At 70.4% G+C, this 19,214-nt stretch carries 18 protein-coding genes; 14 read left to right on the plus strand and 4 right to left on the minus strand.

Annotation, left to right across the window (positions count from 1 at the left end; all coding sequences use genetic code 11):
• The first annotated feature begins 48 nt into the window (after positions 1-48).
• From tsf to ACE37J_RS11380, 11 genes are all read left to right on the plus strand, one after another.
• Positions 49-939 carry a translation elongation factor Ts gene (tsf, locus tag ACE37J_RS11330; RefSeq protein ID WP_409711361.1) on the plus strand — a complete coding sequence of 297 codons (891 nt, stop codon included), beginning with the start codon at positions 49-51 and terminating at the stop codon, positions 937-939.
• Between the two features lie 112 nt (positions 940-1,051).
• Complete coding sequence (pyrH, locus tag ACE37J_RS11335) at positions 1,052-1,816, plus strand: UMP kinase (protein WP_409711362.1); 765 nt, start codon at positions 1,052-1,054, stop codon at positions 1,814-1,816.
• 45 nt (positions 1,817-1,861) lie between these two features.
• Positions 1,862-2,428, plus strand: a complete 567-nt coding sequence (frr, locus tag ACE37J_RS11340) for a ribosome recycling factor (protein ID WP_409711363.1) — start codon at positions 1,862-1,864, stop codon at positions 2,426-2,428.
• Positions 2,429-2,468: 40 nt separating this feature from the next.
• Positions 2,469-3,215, plus strand: a complete 747-nt coding sequence (uppS, locus tag ACE37J_RS11345; RefSeq protein WP_409711364.1) for a polyprenyl diphosphate synthase — start codon at positions 2,469-2,471, stop codon at positions 3,213-3,215.
• A 7-nt stretch (positions 3,216-3,222) separates the two neighbouring features.
• Positions 3,223-4,047 (plus strand): phosphatidate cytidylyltransferase, encoded by an 825-nt coding sequence (locus ACE37J_RS11350; protein WP_409711365.1) that lies wholly within the window; start codon positions 3,223-3,225, stop codon positions 4,045-4,047.
• Complete coding sequence (gene dxr, locus ACE37J_RS11355; protein ID WP_409711366.1) at positions 4,047-5,213, plus strand: 1-deoxy-D-xylulose-5-phosphate reductoisomerase; 1,167 nt, start codon at positions 4,047-4,049, stop codon at positions 5,211-5,213. The genes ACE37J_RS11350 and dxr overlap by 1 nt, the downstream gene beginning before the upstream one ends.
• A gap of 29 nt (positions 5,214-5,242) precedes the next feature.
• The gene (rseP, locus tag ACE37J_RS11360; RefSeq protein WP_409711367.1) at positions 5,243-6,571 is read left to right on the plus strand and encodes an RIP metalloprotease RseP; all 1,329 of its coding nucleotides are present in this window, start codon (positions 5,243-5,245) and stop codon (positions 6,569-6,571) included.
• Positions 6,572-6,644: 73 nt separating this feature from the next.
• The gene (gene bamA, locus ACE37J_RS11365) at positions 6,645-9,044 is read left to right on the plus strand and encodes an outer membrane protein assembly factor BamA (RefSeq protein ID WP_409711368.1); all 2,400 of its coding nucleotides are present in this window, start codon (positions 6,645-6,647) and stop codon (positions 9,042-9,044) included.
• Positions 9,045-9,593, plus strand: a complete 549-nt coding sequence (locus ACE37J_RS11370) for an OmpH family outer membrane protein (RefSeq protein ID WP_409711369.1) — start codon at positions 9,045-9,047, stop codon at positions 9,591-9,593. It begins immediately after the preceding gene.
• A gap of 84 nt (positions 9,594-9,677) precedes the next feature.
• Positions 9,678-10,151, plus strand: coding sequence for a 3-hydroxyacyl-ACP dehydratase FabZ (fabZ, locus tag ACE37J_RS11375; protein WP_409711370.1), 474 nt, complete (start codon positions 9,678-9,680; stop codon positions 10,149-10,151).
• 75 nt (positions 10,152-10,226) lie between these two features.
• Entirely contained in the window at positions 10,227-11,738 is a 1,512-nt protein-coding gene (locus ACE37J_RS11380) for a YifB family Mg chelatase-like AAA ATPase (RefSeq protein ID WP_409711371.1), read from the plus strand.
• Between the two features lie 4 nt (positions 11,739-11,742).
• On the opposite strand, the gene ACE37J_RS11385 is transcribed toward ACE37J_RS11380, so the two are convergent.
• Together ACE37J_RS11385 and ACE37J_RS11390 are read right to left on the minus strand one after the other, a co-directional pair.
• The gene (locus tag ACE37J_RS11385; protein ID WP_409711372.1) at positions 11,743-12,663 is read right to left on the minus strand and encodes a TatD family hydrolase; all 921 of its coding nucleotides are present in this window, start codon (positions 12,661-12,663) and stop codon (positions 11,743-11,745) included.
• Complete coding sequence (locus tag ACE37J_RS11390) at positions 12,660-13,379, minus strand: EboA domain-containing protein (protein ID WP_409711373.1); 720 nt, start codon at positions 13,377-13,379, stop codon at positions 12,660-12,662. Before ACE37J_RS11390 ends, ACE37J_RS11385 begins: the two co-directional genes overlap by 4 nt.
• Positions 13,380-13,499: 120 nt before the next feature.
• Here ACE37J_RS11390 and ACE37J_RS11395 point away from each other — a divergent pair, with 120 nt between their 5' ends.
• The 3 genes from ACE37J_RS11395 to ACE37J_RS11405 all read left to right on the plus strand — a co-directional run bounded on the left by ACE37J_RS11395 (position 13,500) and on the right by ACE37J_RS11405 (position 16,514).
• Complete coding sequence (locus ACE37J_RS11395) at positions 13,500-14,885, plus strand: alkaline phosphatase family protein (RefSeq protein WP_409711374.1); 1,386 nt, start codon at positions 13,500-13,502, stop codon at positions 14,883-14,885.
• Positions 14,882-15,247 (plus strand): hypothetical protein, encoded by a 366-nt coding sequence (locus tag ACE37J_RS11400; RefSeq protein ID WP_409711375.1) that lies wholly within the window; start codon positions 14,882-14,884, stop codon positions 15,245-15,247. The genes ACE37J_RS11395 and ACE37J_RS11400 overlap by 4 nt, the downstream gene beginning before the upstream one ends.
• Positions 15,248-15,644: 397 nt before the next feature.
• Positions 15,645-16,514: a bile acid:sodium symporter family protein gene (locus tag ACE37J_RS11405; protein WP_409711376.1), complete on the plus strand. Its 870-nt coding sequence runs from the start codon at positions 15,645-15,647 to the stop codon at positions 16,512-16,514.
• A gap of 160 nt (positions 16,515-16,674) precedes the next feature.
• Here the strand turns inward: ACE37J_RS11405 and ACE37J_RS11410 are convergent, their stop codons facing one another.
• Positions 16,675-17,967, minus strand: a complete 1,293-nt coding sequence (locus ACE37J_RS11410) for a homoserine dehydrogenase (RefSeq protein ID WP_409711377.1) — start codon at positions 17,965-17,967, stop codon at positions 16,675-16,677.
• Complete coding sequence (locus tag ACE37J_RS11415) at positions 17,964-19,208, minus strand: LL-diaminopimelate aminotransferase (protein WP_409711378.1); 1,245 nt, start codon at positions 19,206-19,208, stop codon at positions 17,964-17,966. Before ACE37J_RS11415 ends, ACE37J_RS11410 begins: the two co-directional genes overlap by 4 nt.
• Between the last annotated feature and the right edge of the window lie 6 nt (positions 19,209-19,214).

Consider the following 19,214-nt stretch of genomic DNA (forward strand, 5'->3'; position numbering starts at 1 on the left):
TCGGCGGCCCCGCACGGCGGGGCCGTCTCCGAGACCGAGGAGCATGACATGGCGATCACGGCCAGCGACGTTAAGAACCTGCGCGACATGACCGGCGCGGGCATGATGGACGCCAAGAAGGCGCTGACCGAGACGGACGGCGACATCGAGGCGGCGGTGGACTGGCTGCGCGCCAAGGGCCTCGCAAAGGCGGCGAAGAAATCGGGCCGCGTCGCGGCGGAGGGCCTCGTTGCGGTCGCGTCGAAGCCCGGCGTCGGTGTCGCCGTCGAGATCAACTCCGAGACGGACTTCGTGGCGCGCAACGCCGAATTCCAGACTATGTGCGGAGCCGTCGCCACGGCGGCGCTCGACGCGGCGGACCTGCCCGCGCTCCTCGCCGCCTCCATCGGCGGCAAGACGGTGGCCGACACGGTGACCGAGAAGATCACCACGATCGGCGAGAACATGACTGTCCGCCGCATGGCGCGGATCGAGGCGGATCACGTCGCCACCTATGTCCACAACGCCGCGGCGGAGGGCATGGGCAAGATCGGCGTGCTTGTCGGCGTGAAGGGCGGCGAGGCCGAGGCCGCGCTCGCCATCGGCCGGCAGGTCGCCATGCATGTCGCCGCGACGTCGCCCGCCTCGCTCTCCGAGGCAGATCTCGACCCGGCGCTGATCGAGCGCGAGAAGCAGGTGCTGACGGAGCAGGCGCGCGAGAGCGGCAAGCCCGAGGCGGTGATCGAAAAGATGATCGTCGGCCGGATGCAGAAGTTCTTCTCCGAGGTCTGCCTCCTGAAGCAGGCCTTCGTCATCAACCCGGACCTCACCGTCGAAAAGGCGGTGGCGGCGGCCGGGCCCTTCACGATCACCGCCTTCGCCCGCGTTCAGGTCGGCGAGGGGATCGAGAAGGAGGAGGAGGATTTCGCCGCCGAGGTGGCGAAGACGATGGGCGGCTGAGGCCGCCCGACCCTCTCCTCCGCAGGGGAAGCGCGCGCCGCGGCGCGCTTCCGCGCCTTGCGATTGAACGCGAATTCGGACAGGTTCGGGCCGCGCTGGGAAGGAGCACGCCATGCAGGATGAGGGTTCGGACGGAGGCGCCGCAGCCGGCTCGCCGGCGCCGGGACCGACCCATTCCCGCGTCCTGCTGAAGATCTCGGGCGAGGCGCTGATGGGCGACCAGGGCTTCGGCCTCCACCCCCCAACCGTTTCCCGCATCGCCGCAGAGGTGAAGAAGGTTCACGAGATGGGCGTCGAGCTCTGCCTCGTGATCGGCGGCGGCAACATCTTCCGCGGGCTGTCGGGCTCCGCGCAGGGGATGGAGCGCGCCTCGGCGGATTACATGGGCATGTTGGCGACGATCATGAACGCGCTCGGCATGCAGTCCGCGCTGGAGGCGCTCGGGCTCCACACCCGCGTCATCTCCGCCATCCCGATGGACCAGATCTGCGAGCCCTATATCCGCCGCCGCGCGGTGCGGCATCTGGAGAAGAAGCGCATCTGCATCTTCGCCGCCGGCACCGGGAACCCGTATTTCACCACCGATACGGCCGCGACCCTGCGGGCGATGGAGATGAATTGCGGCGCGATCTACAAGGGCACCCAGGTCGACGGCGTCTATGACAGCGACCCGAAGAAGAACCCGGGGGCGACGCATTTCCCGCGGATCAGCTTCGACGAAGTGCTGACCCGCAACCTGAAGGTGATGGACGCCTCCGCGATCGCGATGGCGCGGGACAACAACCTGCCCATCGTCGTCTTCTCCCTCTATCACGAGGGCGGATTCGCCGCGGTCTTGAGAGGCGAGGGAAAATTCACCATTGTCGATCAGGGTTGAGCGGCGCCTGAAGGCGCCCTCGCCGCGAAGGGGGATTCGGACAGGATGTCTGAGGAAGAGCTGGAAATCGATCTCGACGCGCTCGAGAAGCGCATGAACGGCGCGCTTGCGAACCTGCGGCTGGAGTTCCAGTCCCTCCGCACGGGGCGCGCCTCCGCCTCCATGGTCGAGCCGATCCAGGTGGACGCCTACGGCGCGATGACGCCGATCAACCAGGTGGCGACGGTCAACGTGCCGGAGCCGCGCATGCTGACCCTGAACGTCTGGGACAAGAGCCTCGTCGGCAAGGTCGAGAAGGCGATCCGCTCTTCGGGCCTCGGCATCAACCCGGTCGTGGACGGGACGATCCTGCGCCTGCCGATTCCCGAACTGAACGAGGAGCGGCGCCGCGAACTCGCCAAACTCGCGGGCAAATATGCCGAGGACGCCCGCATCGCCGTGCGCAATGTGCGGCGGGACGGAATGGACCAGGTGAAGAAGGCCAAGGCGGCGGGGATGAGCGAGGACGACCAGAAGCTCTGGTCCGACGAAGTGCAATCCCTCACAGACGCGGGCATCCGGAAGATAGACGAGGCGTTGAGCGCGAAGCAGGACGAGATCATGCAGGTCTGACGCCCGCGGGCGGCCAGCGAGCGAGAGGACCGGCGGCGACATGGGACGGCCAGAGAATTTCGACGAGACGCCGCGCGCCGAGCCGCGCAGGCCGCGCCATGTCGCGATCATAATGGACGGCAACGGCCGCTGGGCGACCCGCAGGGGCCTGCCGCGCCTCGCCGGGCACAGGAAGGGCGCCGACGCGGTGCGCGCCGTGGTCGAATCCTGCCCCGATTTCGGGATCGAGGTTCTCACCCTTTTCGCCTTCTCGACCGAAAACTGGAAGCGCTCGACAGAGGAAGTCTCGGGCCTGATGAATCTCTTCCGCCGCTACATGCGGCGGGAATCCGCGGAGCTTTCCCGCCGCGGCGCGAAAGTGCGCTTCATCGGCGACCGGGAGGGCCTCGCCCCCGACATCCGGGAGATGATGGCCGGACTGGAGGCGCAGACCGCGGGGAATGACAGGCTGACCCTCGTCATCGCGATCAACTACGGCGGCCGGGCGGAGATCGCCGCCGCCGCCCGCCGCCTCGCGCGCCGCGTCGCGGCGGGGGAGATCGACGCGGAGGCCCTGACGGAGAGCGCGCTGACGGATGCGCTCGACACCGGCGGCCTGCCGCCGCCCGACCTCCTGATCCGCACATCGGGAGAGCAGCGCATCTCCAACTTCCTGCTCTGGCAATGCGCCTATGCCGAGTTCGTGTTCGTGGACGATCTCTGGCCGGATTTCGACCGGGCGGCGCTGGCGCGGGCGTTGGCGCAATACGGCGCGCGCGAGCGGCGCTTCGGCGCAGTGGCGACCTGAGGCGGCCATGGCGGGGGCGGGAACGGGGAAGTTTTCCGACCTTGCGGTCCGCTCCGTCATCGCCGTCGCCTTCGCCGCGCTTGGTTTCGGCGCGATCTGGGCGGGGGGGGCCTGGGGGCTCGCCTTCGTGATGGCGGCGGGCGGGATCATGGCCTGGGAATGGCGCCGGATCGCGGCGCGGGACGAGGTGCGGGTCCTCGCCGGTTTTCAGGCGCTCGCGGTCGCCGGCGCGGCCTTCGTCGCCTTCGGAGGGCGGCTGGCGGAGGCGATCTTCTTCCTTGTCGCGGTCGCCGCGCTCGGCGTGCTCTTCGACCTCGCGCGCGGGCGCTCGCCCTGGTGGAGCCTGCTCGGCGCGCTCTATCTCGGCGTCGCGCTTTCGTTCTTTGTCTTTCTTCTCGGCGCGCCGGCGCACGGGCTGCAGGCCGTGGTCTGGCTCGTGCTCGTCGTCGTCGCCACGGATATCGGGGCCTATTTCTCGGGGCGGCTGATCGGCGGCCCGAAGCTCTGGCCGCGCGTCTCCCCGAACAAGACCTGGGCCGGCGCGATCGGCGGGGTGACGCTCGCCGCGCTGGCGGCCTTCCTGATCGGGCTCGGCGCCGGGCGGCCCTTCGGCGGCGGGGCGGAGATCGCCGCCGTCTTCGTCTCCGCCGTCGCACAGGCGGGCGACCTTGGAGAGAGCGCCTTCAAGAGGCGGTTCGGGAAGAAGGACAGCGGGCGCATCCTGCCCGGCCATGGCGGCCTTCTCGACCGGCTGGACGGGCTCATCGCGGCGACCGTGGCGGTCGGCGCGCTTTCGCTCGTGCGGCCCGACCAGCCGATCTGGGCCTGGTGATGCGGCGCGTCTCCGTTCTTGGCGCGACGGGCTCGATCGGGCGAAACACGCTGGACGTGATCCGGACGCTCGGCGGGCGGCGCGCCTTTCGCGTCGTGGCGCTGACCGGCGCCGGCAATGTCGAGGCGCTGGCGGCGAGCGCGCTCGAATTCGCGGCCGAGATCGCGGTGACGGCGGACCCGGCGCGGCTCGACGACCTTCGCGAGGCGCTGGCGGGCTCCGGCGTCGAGGCGGCGGCGGGGCCGGCGGCGCTCGTGGAGGCCGCCTCGCGGCCCGCGGACTGGGTGATGGCCGCCATCGTCGGCTCCGCCGGCCTCGCCCCGACCCTCGCCGCGGCGGGAACGGGCGCGACCATCGCGCTCGCCAACAAGGAATGCCTCGTCTCCGCCGGCGGGCTCTTCCTTTCGACCGCGAGGGCCGCCGGCGCCCGCGTGATCCCGGTGGACAGCGAGCACAGCGCGATCTTCCAGTGCCTCGACGCAAACGCCGGCGTCGCACCCGTCCGCTTCATCCTCACAGCCTCGGGCGGCCCGTTCCGCGACTGGCCGCTGGAGAAGATGCGGGACGTGACGCCGAAGGCGGCCGCGGCGCATCCGAACTGGGACATGGGCCTCAAGATCTCCATCGATTCCGCCTCCATGTTCAACAAGGCGCTGGAGATGATCGAGGCGCGCTGGCTGTTCGGCGCGACGGCCGAGACGCTGGAGGTGGTCGTCCATCCGCAATCGGTGATCCATTCCGCGGTGGCCTATGCCGACGGCTCGATGCTCGCGCAGCTCGGCGCGCCGGACATGCGCACGGCCATCGGCTATGCGCTGACCTTCCCGGAGCGGAGCGAGCTGCCCGTCGCCCCGCTCGACCTCGTGGCGCTGGGCCGGCTCGACTTCTCCGCGCCGGACGAGACGCGCTTTCCCGCGCTGAGGCTGGCGCGCGCGGCGATGGACCGCTCGGAACTCGCGGGGGCCGCGCTCAACGCCGCGAAGGAGGCCGCGCTCGGCGCATTCATCGCAGGCCGGATCGGGTTTCTCGACATGGCGCGGGTGGTCGAGATCGTGCTAGATCGTCTCGCGACGGGAGAGCCTGCGCGCGACCTCGAGGACGTCTTCGCGATGGACCGGGAGGCGCGGCGGCTCGCCGAAGCGGAAATGGCCGAAAGCGCCGCCTGAGCGGCGCGGCCCGGAAGAGACGGAGCCGGATGTCGTATATCGCCGAACTTCCCTATGTGGGCTGGGTGCTGCCCTTCCTGATCGTGCTGGGCGTCGTCGTCTTCGTGCACGAATACGGGCATTACATCGTCGGCCGCTGGGTCGGCATCCGGGCCGAGGTGTTCTCCATCGGCTTCGGGCCGGAGCTTTTCGCCTGGACGGACAAGCGGGGGATGCGCTGGCGCGTCGGCGCCCTGCCGCTCGGCGGCTATGTGAAATTCGCGGGCGACATGAACGCCGCCTCCGCGGGGATGGACCGCGCGGCGATCGCGCGGATGAGCGCGGAGGAACGGGCGGGCGCCTTCCACCTCGCGCCGGTCTGGCGGCGGGCGGTTACGGTGCTCGCGGGGCCGTTGGCGAATTTCCTCCTCTCCATCCTCGTCTTCGCCGCGGTCGCCATGGTCGCGGGGCGGGAGCTGAACGAGCCGGTGGTCGGCTCCGTCCGGGCCGACGCGAACGCCGATCTCGGCCTCCTGGCGGGGGACAGGGTGATTGCGGTCGAGGGCGTCCATGTCGAGACATTCTCCGAGCTGCTGGAGGAACTGGCGAAGGTGGACGGCGTGCCCGCCCGCGCGCTGGTGAACCGCGGCGCGGGGGAGGAGCTGGTGGACATCCTCTATCTCCGCCCCGCGCGGGTGGACGAGGTGATCCCCGGCGGCGCGGCGGCGGAGGCGGGGCTGAAATCCGGCGACGTGATCGAGGCGGTGGACGGCGTTCCCACCCCGAATTTCGACGCGCTGCGCGCCCGGGTCGAAGCCTCGGGCGGCGCCGCGCTCACGCTCGACGTGGCGCGGGGGGAGGAGCGGCTGGCGCTCAGCCTCACGCCGCAGATGGTGGACATGGCGGCGCCCGGAGGCGGGACGGAGCGGCGCGCCATGATCGGCGTGCGCAACGCCTCCTTCGGCGGGATCGAGCCGCTTACGGAGGCGGCGAACCCGGCGGACGCGCTGCTCCACGGCGTCTCCCGCACCTGGGCGATCATCACCGGGACGCTCGGCTATATCGGGGGCATGATCGGGGGGACGGCGGATTCGAGCCAGCTCGGCGGGCCGATCCAGATCGCGAAGGTTTCCGGCCAGGCGGCGGAGCAGGGGATCGGGACGCTGGCGCTGATGATCGCGCTCATCTCCACCTCGATCGGGCTCATCAACCTCTTCCCGATTCCGGTGCTGGACGGCGGGCATCTCGTCTTCTACGCGCTGGAGGCGCTGCGCGGGAAACCGCTGCGCGCACGGTGGCAGGAAATCGGAAATGGAGTAGGCTTCGCGGCCATAATGCTGTTAATGGTCTTCGCGACATACAACGACCTGCTGCGCTGAGGCGGCGGGCGAGGCGGAACGAGGGCCGCGCGGGCGGAACCGCGCCCGGCGGCGAGCGGTGAGAGAGGTGGCGATGGCGATCCTCCGTGGGATGACGCTTCGGCTGCATGCAATGAAAGCCGCCCGGATCGCGGCGATGGCCGCGGCGCTTCTTGCGGGGGCGCCTTCGCTATTGACGCCGGCTGCGGCGCAGACGGCCGCGCCGACGGCGGGCGGAACCGTGTCCGAGATCGTCGTGATCGGCAACCAGCGCATCGAGCCGGTGACGATCGCCTCCTATCTCGCGCTCCGGGTCGGGGACCCGATCACCGAGGCGGCGCTGAACCAGTCCGTCCGCCAGCTTTTCGACACCGGCCTCTTCCGCGATGCGGCGGTGGCGGCGGATGGCGGGCGCCTCCTCGTGCAGGTGGCGGAGAACCCCTCCATCAACCGCATCAATTTCGAGGGGAACGACCTCATCACGGACGAGCAGATGCTCTCCATCGTCTCCTCCCGCCCGCGCCGCCCCTTCACCCGCGCGCAGGCGGAGGCGGACGCGCAGGCGCTGATCGACAATTACCGGGCGACGGGGCGCTATGGCGCCGTGGTCGAGCCCGTGATCATCGAGTTGCCGGACAACCGCGTGGACCTCGTCTTCGAGATCGCCGAGGGCGAGGTGACCGAGATCTACCGGATCGATTTCGTCGGCAACGAGCAGTTCTCGGACGGGCGGCTCCGCGGCGTGATCGACACGAGCGAATCCGGGCTGCTCGGCTTCCTGCTCTCTTCCGACGTCTATGATGCGGAGCGGCTGGAATTCGACAAGCAGCTCCTCCGCCGCTTCTATCTCAGCCAGGGCTACGCCGACTTCACCGTGCTCTCCGCCGTCGCCGAGCTGGCGCCGGACCGGGGCGGCTTCTTCATCACCTTCACGGTCGAGGAAGGGCCGCTCTATTCGTTCGGGGAGCTTACCGTCCAGTCCTCCGCGCCGGCGCTCGCGCCCGAGGATTTCGAGGTGCTGATCCCCGCGGGGCTGAGCGGGCAGACCTATGACGCGACGCTGGTCGAAGAGATCATCGCCGACATGGTGTTCCTCGCCGGGCAGCAGGGCTTCGCCTTCATGGACGTCCGCCCGCTCGCCCGCCGCAACGAGGAGGAGCGGACGATCGACGTCGGCTTCGAGCTGGTGGAGGGGCCGCGCGTCTATGTCGACCGGATCGACATCGAGGGCAACGACTCGACGCTGGACCGCGTGATCCGCCGCCAGTTCCGCCTCGTGGAGGGCGACGCCTTCAACGCGCGGGAGGTGGAGCGCGCCCGCGGCCGCATCCGCGCGCTCGGCTTCTTCGCCAATGTGGACGTGCGGACGGAGCAGGGCGCGACGGAGGACCGCGCGCTCATCAAGGTCGAGGTCGAGGAGCAATCCACCGGCTCGATCAATTTCGGCGTCGGCTTCTCTTCCGCCTCCGGGCCGACCGGCGAGGTCTCGATCCAAGAGGCGAACTTCCTCGGCCGCGGCCAGTTCGCCCGCGCCCGCGTCCGCGTCTCGGGCGACAGCCGCGTCTTCGACCTGACCTTCGAGGAGCCGGCCTTCCTCGACCGCGACCTCCGGGCGGGGCTCAACGTCTTCTACCGCGACGAGGATCTGGACAGCGAGAGCTCCTTCGAGATCTCCAGCATCGGCTTCATCCCGTCGATGACCTTCCCGATCAGCGAGCCCGGGCGGCTGCGGCTCTTCTACGAGATCTCGCAGGACGATATCCGCGATTTCGGCCTCAACGTCTCGCCGCTGATCCGGATCGACGAGGGCAAGCAGATCACCTCCGCAATCGGCTTCCGCTACACCCATGACATGCGGAACGATCCGATCGAGCCGACCGACGGCTATTTCCTCGCCTGGACCCAGACCTTCGCCGGCCTCGGCGGCGAGGCGCGCTATTCGCGGACCGTCGCCAGCGCCAAGGGCTGGACGTCCTTCTTCGCGGACGACGTGATCCTCAGCCAGGAATTCGAGGGCGGCGCGCTCTTCGGGCTCGGCCGCGACCTGAAGATCAACGACCGTTTCTTCCTCGGCGGAGACAGTTTCCGCGGCTTCGCCTTCTCCGGCATCGGACCGCGAGACAGTTCGCTCGGCTTCAACGGCATCGAGCGGGACGACGCGCTCGGCGGCAACTTCTACGCCATCAGCCGGACGGAGCTGACCTTCCCGCTCGGCCTGCCGGACGAGTTCGGCATCTTCGGCGGGGTGTTCGCCGATGTCGGCACGCTCTGGAGCCTCGACGACAGTTCTGCGGTCGATACGGACCCGAGCAGCGCCTCGAACGGCCTCGTCGTCGGCGTGAACGATTCCGCGGAGCTTCGCGCCTCGGTCGGCGCCAGCATCTTCTGGGATTCGGGCTTCGGCCCGCTCCGGCTGAACTTCGCCGTTCCGGTCAAGAAACAGTCCGGCGACGAGACCGAGTTCTTCCGGCTCACGGTCGGAACGCGGTTCTGAATGCGGGTCGTCGCGGCGAGGCTCGCCGCCGCCTGCCTCTTCGCGCTCGCCTGCGCGGCGGCCGCGCAGGAGGCGCCGCCGATCCTGATCGTCGATCGCGAGCGCGTCCTGCGCGACAGCGTTCCAGCGCGGAGCCTCGCGGAAAGCGAGCGGGAGGCGCGCGTCGCGCTCGGCGAGGAGCTTGAGGCGCTGCGGCGCGCGCTCGAAGCCGAAGAGGCGGAGATCGCGGCCCTTCGCGACGAAGGGGACAAGGCCGCCTTCGAGGCGCGGGTGCGCGCCTTCGACATCCGGGTGCGCGAGGCGCGGCGCGACAGCCAGGCGAAGGGCGAGGCGCTTCAGGCCCGCTTCATCGGCGCCCGGCGCGACCTTGCGGCGGCGCTGGAGCCGGTGCTGCAGTCGGTTCTGGAGGAAAGCGGCGCAACGCTGATCCTCGATGCGAGAACGGTGCTCGCCGCGAGGCCGGGCGCCGACGTGACCGAAGAGGTCATCCGCCGCTTCGACGCCGCGCCGCCGATTCCCCTGCCGCCGGCGCAACCGGCGGAGGAATGAGGGTCGCCCGCCCGCTTGACCCTAGCGCGCGGCGCGGTATGACGGACAGGAACCAAGAACAAGAGATCGGCTGGCATGGACGGAATGGCGAGCGAAGACCTGAAACATGCCGATGTCGAGCGCATCAAGCGGATGATCCCGCATCGCTATCCGTTTCTTCTCATCGACGCGGTGGAGGCGATACGCGTCAATGACAGCGCGGTCGGCATCAAGAACGTCTCCGTCAACGAGCCGCATTTCCAGGGCCATTTCCCGGAAAAGCCGGTCATGCCCGGCGTCCTCATTGTCGAGGCGATGGCGCAGACCGCCGCAGTTCTCGTCGTCGAGACGCTGGAGATGATCGACAAGGGGCTCCTCGTCTATTTCATGACGCTGGACAAGACGCGCTTCCGCAAGATCGTCGCGCCGGGGGACCGGCTGGAGCTGCATGTGAAGATCCTCCGTGGCCGCGGCAAGATCTGGAAGTTCTGGGCCGAGGGCAAGGTCGGCGGGGAGATCGCGGCCGAGGCCGAATTCTCCGCCATGATCATCACGCCGGACGATTCCCGCCGTCGCTAGGCGCGCGGCGCCCGACCCATTGACGCGCCGGCGCCTGCAGGCCACGCTTCCATCCTGTTTCGAAGGGGGGCGGGCATGGTCGTGGCGCATACCGTCGCCTTTCAGGGGATGGAGGCGCGGCCCGTGGAGGTGCAGGTGCATCTCGCCCCCGGCATCCCCGCCTTCACCCTCGTCGGCCTGCCGGACAAGGCGGTGGCGGAATCGAAGGAGCGGGTGCGCGCGGCGCTGAACGCCATCGGCCTCGCCCTGCCGCCGCGGCGCATCACCGTGAACCTCGCGCCCGCCGACCTGCCGAAGGAGGGGGCGCATTACGACCTCCCCATCGCGCTCGGCCTTCTCGCCGCGCTGGAAGTCGCGCCGGCGGAGGAGGTCTCCCGCTGCCTCGCGATGGGGGAGCTTTCGCTCGACGGGCGGATCGGGCGGGTGAGCGGGGTGCTGCCCGCCGCGCTCGCCGCGGCGGAGGCGGAGATGAGCCTCGTCTGCCCGGAAGCCTGCGGCGCGGAGGCCGCGCTTGTCGGCGCGGCGCATGTGATCGCGGCGGGGAGCCTGACGGCGCTGATCAACCATTTCGCGGGGCGGCAGAGCCTGCCGGCGCCGGAGCCGGCGGGACCGGGCAACGAGGGGCCGGTGAAGGACCTCGCCGACGTGCGCGGGCAGGAGGGGGCGCGCCGCGCGCTCGAAGTCGCGGCGGCGGGCGGGCACAACATGTTGATGATCGGGCCGCCGGGCGCGGGGAAGTCGATGCTCGCGGAACGGCTCCCCGGCATCCTGCCGCCGATGGATGCGGCGGAGGCGCTCGAAGTCTCGATGATCCACTCGGTGGCGGGATTGCTCAGGGACGGGCGGGCGCCGCGCCGCCGCCCCTTCCTCGACCCGCATTACGGCGCCTCGATGGCCGCGATGGTGGGCGGCGGGCGCTCCGCGGCGCCGGGGCAGATCAGCCTTGCGCATAACGGCGTGCTGTTCCTCGACGAATTGCCGGAATTCGCGCGGCCCGTGCTGGAGAGCCTGCGCCAGCCGCTGGAGACGGGGGAGACGTTCATCGCCCGCGCCAACGCCCATGTGCGCTATCCGGCGCGGTTCCAGCTCGTCGCGGCGATGAACCCGTGCCGCTGCGGGCACATGGCGGACCCGGCGCTCGCCTGTTCCCGGGCGCCGGGCTGCGGGCTCGATTATCAGGCGCGGATCTCGGGGCCGCTGCTGGACCGGATGGACGTGCAGATCGAGCTGCCCGGCGTCTCCCCCGCCGATCTCTCCGCCGCGCCGAAGGGCGAGCCTTCCGCCCCCGTCGCGTCCCGCGTGGCGCGGGCGCGGGCGCGGCAGAAGGCGCGGTTCGAGGAGCGGGGATTGAAGCTCCGCACCAATGCGGAGCTTTCGGGGGAGTTGCTGGAGGAGATCGCGGCGCCCGACGGGCCGGGGCGGGAGCTCTTGGACCGGGCGGCGGAGCGGCTGCGGCTCACGGGGCGGGGCTATCACCGCGTCATGCGCCTCGCCCGCACCATCGCCGACCTTGACGGGGCGGAGCGGGTGGGGCGGGCGCATGTGGCGGAGGCGGCGGGATACCGGCGGGCGGCGCTGAAGCGGTAGGGGCCTATTCGATCAGCAGGCCCCGCCGCTTCGCCCCGCTCTCCTCGATCACCGGGTCGCGGCCGCCGCGGAGGATGGAGTTGCCCTCGTAGAGCGTGCGCTGGTCGATGGCGGGCGGGTCCAGCCAGTCCGCCTCGTTCATCTGGCCGGACTGGCCGTAGGCCTCCAGCGCGTTGCGGTAGCAGACGCGCTCCACCGTTTCGGGGGCGATGCCGCTCTCCAGCGCCAGTTTCGCCGTCTTGGCGACGCCGAGCGGGTCCGAGATGCCCCAGTCGCAGGCGCTGTCCACGATGATGCGTTCGCCGCCATAGCGCTTCAGGATCTCCACCATGCGGGCGTTGCCCATCTTGGTGGAGGGATAGATCGAGAAGCCGGCCCAGTAGCCGCGCTGGAGCGTCTCCGCCACCGTCTCCTCGTTGTTGTGGTCGATCACGACCATGGAGGGGTCCACCCCCATCTCCTCGCACACGTCCATCGAGCGGGAGGTGCCGCGCTTCTTGTCCCGGTGCGGGGTGTGGACCATGACGGGGAGGTGAAGCTCCTTCGCCAGGGCGAGCTGGAGGCGGAAATACTTGTCCTCCAGCGGGGTCTGCTCGTCATAGCCGATCTCCCCGATGGCGACGACGCCCTCCTTCAGCGCGAAGCGGGGGAGCCATTCCATCACGCCCTCGGCCAGCTCCTCGTTGTTCGCCTCCTTCGAGTTGAGGCCGACGGTGCAATAGTGGCGGATGCCGAACTGCCCGGCGCGGAACCGCTCCCACCCGACGATGGTGGAGAGATAGTCCACATAGGTGCCGACGAAGGTGCGCGGCTGGCCGAGCCAGAAGGCGGGCTCGATCAGCGCCACGACGCCGGCGGCGGCCATCGCCTCGTAATCGTCCGTCGTGCGGGAGATCATGTGGGCGTGGGGGTCGATGAACATCATGCCGTGGTCTCCTCCGCGCGGGCGAGCGCCGCGTCGATCTTCGGGTCCCCGGCGAAGGGGCGGACGGGAATCCAGAGTTCCGGCGTCACGGGCCGGCCGGCGGCCCAGCGCTCGTCCGCATAGTCGCAGAGGATGCGCGCCAGCTCCGGATTCGCCCGCGCCTCCAGCCCGACGATGGGGGCGAGGCGGGCGCCGACGAAGAGCGCCTTCAGGATCATGTGGTTCCAGCGATGCTCGTCGAAATGGTCGCGCGGCCAGGGGTTGCGGTGGGCGATGGCCTCGAAGACCGGGCGGAGATTGGAGCGGAGCCCCTCCCCGACCTCGAAATCCAGCGCCTCCGGCTCGGGATAGAGCGGCAGGCCGCGATAGAGGGCGATCATCTCCGCGGCGTCCGCCGTGCGGCGGAGATCCTTGAACGTCTCCGCGAAGGGGCGCGCGCCGCGATAGACGAGGAGGGCGAGGACGCGGGCGGCGCCGTCAAGGCTCCAGTCCGACGGGTCCCATCCCGGCCGCGCCGCGTCCGCCGCCCTGAGATCGGCGGGCGAGAGGGCGAGGTCCGCCTTGCCGAGCCGCCGCGGCGCGAGGCCGAGAACGACGTGCAGCGCCTTTTCCGGCGCGCCGTCCGCGAGATTGGCGAGCGTGTCCCCGAGCCACATCGCCTCCTTCCCCGCGCGGGCCATGACCCATCCGCGCAAGAGCTCCACCGGCGCCGCCATGTCGTCTCCTCCCTGTTTTTCGGAGAGAGTAGGGCAAGGCGCGGGAGCGCTCCAGAGGCGGGCTTCCTTGCGGGGCGAGATTCCGCGATAGTCGCGAAAAAGAAGAACGGGGAGGGGCGGATGACTCCGACACTGGTGATACTCGCGGTCGGGCTCGCGCCCGACCTGATCGGGCCGCATACGCCGCGGCTCGCGGCGCTGGCCGCGAAGGGCGCGATGCGGCCGCTGGAGACGGTGACGCCCGCCGTCACCTGCACGGCTCAATCGACGCTGCTGACCGGGCTGCCGCCCTCCGGCCACGGGGCGGTGGCGAACGGGTGGTTCTTCCGCGACCTTTCCGAAGTGCTGCTCTGGCGCCAGCCGAACCAGCTCGTCTCGGGCGAGAAGGTCTGGGAGGCGGGGCGGGCGCGGAATCCGGGCTTCACCTGCGCCAAGATGTTCTGGTGGTACAACATGTATGCGACCGCGGACTGGTCCGCGACGCCGCGGCCCATGTACCCCGCCGACGGGCGGAAGCTGCCCGACCATTACGCGGAACCGCCCGCGCTCCATGACGAGCTGGACGCGAAGCTCGGGACCTTCCCGCTCTTCAAGTTCTGGGGGCCGCTGGCGGACATCACGTCTTCCGACTGGATCGCGAAGGCGACACTGCATGTGATGGAGACGCGGGACCCGACGCTGACGCTCACCTATCTCCCGCATCTCGACTACAACCTGCAGCGGCTCGGGCCGGACCTTTCGCATCCGCGGCTCCAGGCGGATTTGCGGGAGATCGACGCGCTCTGCGGCGACCTGATCGACTTCGCGGAGGCGACGGGGCGGCGCGTGCTCGTCGTCTCCGAATACGGGATCACGAAGGCGACGGATGCGGTCCATATCAACCGGGCGCTGCGCGAGGCGGGGCTGATCCGGGTCAGGCCGGAGGAATTCGGGCGGGAGATCCTCGATTGCGGGGCCTCGGCGGCCTTCGCGATGGCGGACCATCAGATCGCCCATGTCTATGTGAAGGACGAGGCGCTGATCCCGCAGGTGCGGGCGCTGATCGAGGGGCTCGACGGGGTCGAGGGCGTATGGGCCGGGGCGGAGCGGGCCGCGCTCGGGCTCGACCATCCGCGCTCGGGCGAGATCGTGGCGATCACGAAGGCGGACCGGTGGTTCAGCTATTACTACTGGCTCGACGAGCGGAAGGCGCCGGATTTCGCGCGCACGGTCGATATTCACCGCAAGCCCGGCTATGACCCGGTGGAGCTGTTCTTCGATCCGGCGCTCTCCGCGCCGAAGCTGAAGGCGGGCTGGACGCTGGCGAAGCGGAAGATGGGGTTCCGGAGCCTGCTCGACGTCATCTCCCCCTCCGCCACGCATCTGGTGAAGGGGACGCACGGGCGGATCACGGACGACCCTTCCGCGGGGCCGCTGGTCATTTCCTCCGAGGCAGGGCTGATGCCGGCGGGGGCGGTGAAGGCGACCGACTTCAAGGCGCTGACGCTCGACCACGTGTTCCGGTGAGGCTGGCGGCGGCGCTTCTCCTCGCCGCGGGCGCGGCTTCGGCGGAGGAGGGATTGCGCTGCGCGCCGGATCATCCCGTTCTCTGCGAGAACATCCACGTTTCCTGCGCCGGGCGAAGCCGCGTTCCGGCGCCGGGCTTCACCGTGCTCTTCTCCGGCCAGCGCGCCGCGGTCGCCTTCGCGGGCGGGGAGGTTTGGGATGCGGGGGTGAGCCGCAGCCATTCGGGCGTCGTGCTCCGCCCGGAGGCGGGGCGGGACTGGGTGCGGCTGGCGCCGGACGGGCGGTTCAGCCTCCGGCGCTATCGGGACGGGCGGGCGCTGATGGCGGCGGGGGCGTGCCGGGAGGCGGGCTGGCTGAGATGACGCGCAACGCGAGCGTTGCGTGAAGGCTGTTGCTTTCGGGGCAAGGCGCTGACTTCAAAGGGAAAAGCGGGGCCGCGCGCTGCTTCGCTCCGGGCCCGGGAGACGCGAATTCCCGGGGTCGCCCTTCAAGCGCCTGTAATCGCTCACAAAAATCGGCTCTTTTGGTGTAAGAAAGCGTATTACAAACGTATTACAACCGTATTGCAGATTTCGGCGGAAACGCGATCTTCATCTCTTTCATGCAGCATGGTCGGAAGCGGTATTCATTCGCCTTACCCGAAAATCGTGAACATCCGGTATCCGGATCGTATCCCGGCCCGGCGCCTTCGGTTGGCGTGATTCCGGCTTGCGCGCCGGCGAGGCGGATGGGAGCAATCCCGAACTCCGGGAGGTTCCGATGCTGCTCGACATTTTCCTGCCGCTCTCGCTGGCCTTCATCATGTTCTCGCTCGGGCTGGGGCTGACGCCGGCGGATTTCGCGCGCGTCGGGGCGAAGCCAATGGCCTTCGCCGTGGGGGCCGCGACGCAGATGCTGCTCCTGCCGGCGGTCGCGCTCGGGCTCGTCCTCCTCTTCGCGCCGCCGCCGGAACTGGCGCTCGGCGTGATGATCCTCTCCTTCTGCCCCGGCGGCGTGACCTCCAACATCCTGACGCGGCTGGCGGGCGGGGCGGTCGCGCTTTCGGTCACGCTGACGGCGGCGGCGAGCCTCCTTTCCGTCGTCACCGTGCCGTTCCTCGTCGCCTGGGCCGCAATGGGCCTGATGGGCGAGGCGGCGCCGGCGGTGGATGTCGGCGCGCTCGGGCTCGCCATGTTCGCGATCACGGCGGCGCCGGTGGCGCTCGGCGTCGCGATCCGGGCATGGGCGCGGGGCTTCGCGGACCGGTTCGAGCCGTGGGCGGCGCGGGCGGCGACGGCGCTCTTCGTCCTCATCGTCGCCGGCGCGCTCGCCGCGAACTGGGGGCTTTTCGTGGAAAACCTGCCGGTGCTCGGCCCGCTGCTCGTTCTTCTGAACGTCGTCATGCTGGCGCTCGGCGTCGCCTTCGCGCGGCTGATGCGGCTTTCCCGCGGGGAGGGGCTCGCCATCGCGCTGGAGGCGGGGGTGCAGAACGCGACGCTCGGCATCGCGGTGAGCGGGCTGATCGCCGCCGCGGCGACGGGCGTGCCGGCGATGGCGCTGCCCTCCGGCGTCTACGGCATCACGATGTATCTCGTGACGCTGCCCTTCATCCTCTGGGCGCGGCGGGGGATCGGCGCGGCGCGGGCCTGAAGCGGGGCGAACTGGAGCAGAGGCCGACCGCTGGAATCGGCCGGTCGGAGGCGCAGCGCTCCCCCCGCGGCCCTTGGCCCGCGCGTCCAGCCCGGGCCGCGTCCTCCCGAGGGAGGTCGCGGCCCTCCCCGCTCCGTTCGCAGGCCGACCGGCCTTGGTGCTAGACCGGCTCGATCCGGATCGCGACGGGGGCGCCCATCGAGACGTCGCTCGCGGCGACCACGGCGAGGGCGGAATCGAGCCGCTCCCTCGTCGTCTCGTGCGTGACGATGAGCACCGTCGCCTCCCCGCCCTCGGCCTCGTCCGCGCTCTGCACCATGCGGTGGATGGAGACGCCGACGGCGCCGAGCGCGGCGGCGACGCGGCCGAGCGCGCCCGGCCGGTCGGCGAGCGCGAGGCGGATGTAATAGGCGGCGGGCGCGCCCGATTCGGCGCGCGGCGCGGCGCGGAGCAGGGCGGCGGGGACGCCGAAGGCCGGGCTATGGGCCCCGCGGGCGATGTCGATCACGTCAGCGACGATGGCCGAGGCGGTCGGCCCCCCGCCGGCGCCCGGGCCCTCCATCACGATGCGGCCGACCGCATCCCCCTCCACGACCACCATGTTCGTGACGCCTTCGAGCTTGCCGAAGGGCGAGGCGGCGGGGACGAGGCAGGGGCGCATCCGCTGCTCCAGCGCCTCGCCCTGCATCCGCGCGACGCCGAGTAGCTTGATGCGGAAACCGAGTTCGGCGGCGTGGGCGATGTCCGCCAGCGAGAGCTTGTCGATCCCCTCCGTCATCACGCCGTCGAAATCGACGCGGGTTCCGAAGGCGAGGGCGGCGAGGAGGGCGAGCTTGTGCGCCGCGTCCGTCCCGCCCACGTCGAAGGAGGGGTCGGCCTCGGCGTAGCCGAGGCGCTGCGCGTCGGCCAGCACATCGGCATAGGCGAGCCCTTCCGCCTCCATCCGCGTCAGGATGTAGTTGCAGGTGCCGTTGAGGACGCCCATGACGCGGGCGACGCGGTTGCCGGCGAGCCCCTCGCCCAGAGCCTTCACGCAAGGGATGCCGCCGGCCACCGCAGCCTCGAACCGCAGTTCCGCCCCCGCCCGTTCCGCCGCCGCGGCGAGCGCGGCCCCGTGATGGGCGAGGAGCGCCTTGTTGGCGGTCACGACATGCGCGCCGCGGGCCAGCGCCGCCTCCGTCGCCGCCTTCGCCGGCCCGCTCTCCCCGCCCATCGCCTCGACCAAGAGGTCGACATCGGCGCGGCCTGCGAGGGCGACAGGGTCCTCCTCCCAGGCGAGGCCCGCAAGGTCCACGCCCCGGTCCTTCGCCCGGTCGCGGGCGGAGACGGCGACGACGCGGACCTCCCGCCCTGCGCGCGCCGCGATCAGGTCGGCGTTCGCGGCGAGGAGCCGGGCGACGCCGGCGCCGACGGTGCCGAGGCCGGCGAGGCCGATGCGGAGGGGTTCTGTCATGCTCTCTTCCCGTTCTGGCGCGCGGCCTCATCCTCCGCGATCAGCTCCGCCGCGCGGGCGATCACGCGCTTCACGCCGCGCGCCGCCTGGCGGATGCGCTGTTCGTTCTCGACGAGGCCGAGGCGGACGTAACCCTCGCCGTACTCCCCGAAGCCGACGCCTGGCGAGACGGCGACGCCGGCCTCCTTCAGCAGGATGCGGGAGAAGCCCATCGAGCCCAAAGCCTCGAAGGCGGGCGGGACCGGGGCCCAGGCGAACATCGTGGCGGGGGGCGAGGGGATGGTCCAGCCTGCGGCGGCCATCGAGGAGACCAGCGTGTCCCGCCGGGAGCGGTAGATTCCGCGGATCTCCTCCACGCAGTCCTGCGGGCCGTTCAGCGCCGCCGCGGCGGCGACCTGGACCGGCGTGAAGGCGCCGTAATCGAGATAGGACTTGATCCGCGTCAGCGCGCCGACGAGGCGGGCGTTGCCTTGTGCGAAGCCCATGCGCCAGCCGGGCATGGCGTAGGTCTTGGAGAGGGAGGTGAACTCCACCGCCACCTCCTTCGCGCCCTCGACCTGGAGGATGGAGGGCGGCGGGTTCCCGTCGAAATAGATCTCCGAATAGGCGAGGTCGGAGAGCACCCAGATCTCGTGCTTCTTCGCGAAGGCCACGACCTCCCCGTAGAAGTCGAGATCGCAGACCTGCGCGGTCGGGTTCGAGGGGAAGGAGACGATGAGCGCGGCGGGCTTCGGCACGGAGTGCATCACCGCGCGGTCGAGGCTGCGCATATAGGCCTCGGGGTCGAACCGCCCCTCGTGCAGCGCGGGAATGTGGCGGAGCGCTGCGCCGGCGATCATGAAGCCGTAGGGGTGGATCGGGTAGGAGGGGTTGGGGGAGAGGATCACGTCGCCCGGCGCGGTGATGGCCATGGCGAGGTTCGCCAGCCCCTCCTTCGATCCGAGCGTGGCGATGACCTCCGTCTCGGGGTCGAGCTTCACGCCGAAGCGGCGCTCGTAATAGCCGGCCTCGGCGCGGCGGAGGCCGGCGACGCCCTTGGAGGCGGAATAGCGGTGGGTGCGCGGCTTCCGCACCGTCTCGATCAGCTTCTCGACGATGTGGGAGGGCGTGTCCATGTCCGGGTTGCCCATCCCGAAATCGATGATGTCGACCCCGGCGGCGCGATATTCGGCCTTCAGCCGGTTCACCTCCGCGAAGACATAGGGCGGGAGGCGCTTGATGCGGTGGAACTCTTCTTTCATGGCGGG

It is taken from the genome of Pikeienuella sp. (genome assembly GCF_046290545.1).
Taxonomy (GTDB): domain Bacteria; phylum Pseudomonadota; class Alphaproteobacteria; order Rhodobacterales; family Rhodobacteraceae; genus Pikeienuella.

Coding starts and splice junctions, on each gene's coding strand:
- tsf (WP_409711361.1), top strand. CDS start 49: ATGGCGATCACGGCCAGCGACGTTAAGAACCTGCGCGACATGACCGGC.
- pyrH (WP_409711362.1), top strand. CDS start 1,052: ATGCAGGATGAGGGTTCGGACGGAGGCGCCGCAGCCGGCTCGCCGGCG.
- frr (WP_409711363.1), top strand. CDS start 1,862: ATGTCTGAGGAAGAGCTGGAAATCGATCTCGACGCGCTCGAGAAGCGC.
- uppS (WP_409711364.1), top strand. CDS start 2,469: ATGGGACGGCCAGAGAATTTCGACGAGACGCCGCGCGCCGAGCCGCGC.
- ACE37J_RS11350 (WP_409711365.1), top strand. CDS start 3,223: ATGGCGGGGGCGGGAACGGGGAAGTTTTCCGACCTTGCGGTCCGCTCC.
- dxr (WP_409711366.1), top strand. CDS start 4,047: ATGCGGCGCGTCTCCGTTCTTGGCGCGACGGGCTCGATCGGGCGAAAC.
- rseP (WP_409711367.1), top strand. CDS start 5,243: ATGTCGTATATCGCCGAACTTCCCTATGTGGGCTGGGTGCTGCCCTTC.
- bamA (WP_409711368.1), top strand. CDS start 6,645: ATGGCGATCCTCCGTGGGATGACGCTTCGGCTGCATGCAATGAAAGCC.
- ACE37J_RS11370 (WP_409711369.1), top strand. CDS start 9,045: ATGCGGGTCGTCGCGGCGAGGCTCGCCGCCGCCTGCCTCTTCGCGCTC.
- fabZ (WP_409711370.1), top strand. CDS start 9,678: ATGGCGAGCGAAGACCTGAAACATGCCGATGTCGAGCGCATCAAGCGG.
- ACE37J_RS11380 (WP_409711371.1), top strand. CDS start 10,227: ATGGTCGTGGCGCATACCGTCGCCTTTCAGGGGATGGAGGCGCGGCCC.
- ACE37J_RS11385 (WP_409711372.1), bottom strand. CDS start 12,663: ATGATGTTCATCGACCCCCACGCCCACATGATCTCCCGCACGACGGAC.
- ACE37J_RS11390 (WP_409711373.1), bottom strand. CDS start 13,379: ATGGCGGCGCCGGTGGAGCTCTTGCGCGGATGGGTCATGGCCCGCGCG.
- ACE37J_RS11395 (WP_409711374.1), top strand. CDS start 13,500: ATGACTCCGACACTGGTGATACTCGCGGTCGGGCTCGCGCCCGACCTG.
- ACE37J_RS11405 (WP_409711376.1), top strand. CDS start 15,645: ATGCTGCTCGACATTTTCCTGCCGCTCTCGCTGGCCTTCATCATGTTC.
- ACE37J_RS11410 (WP_409711377.1), bottom strand. CDS start 17,967: ATGACAGAACCCCTCCGCATCGGCCTCGCCGGCCTCGGCACCGTCGGC.
- ACE37J_RS11415 (WP_409711378.1), bottom strand. CDS start 19,208: ATGAAAGAAGAGTTCCACCGCATCAAGCGCCTCCCGCCCTATGTCTTC.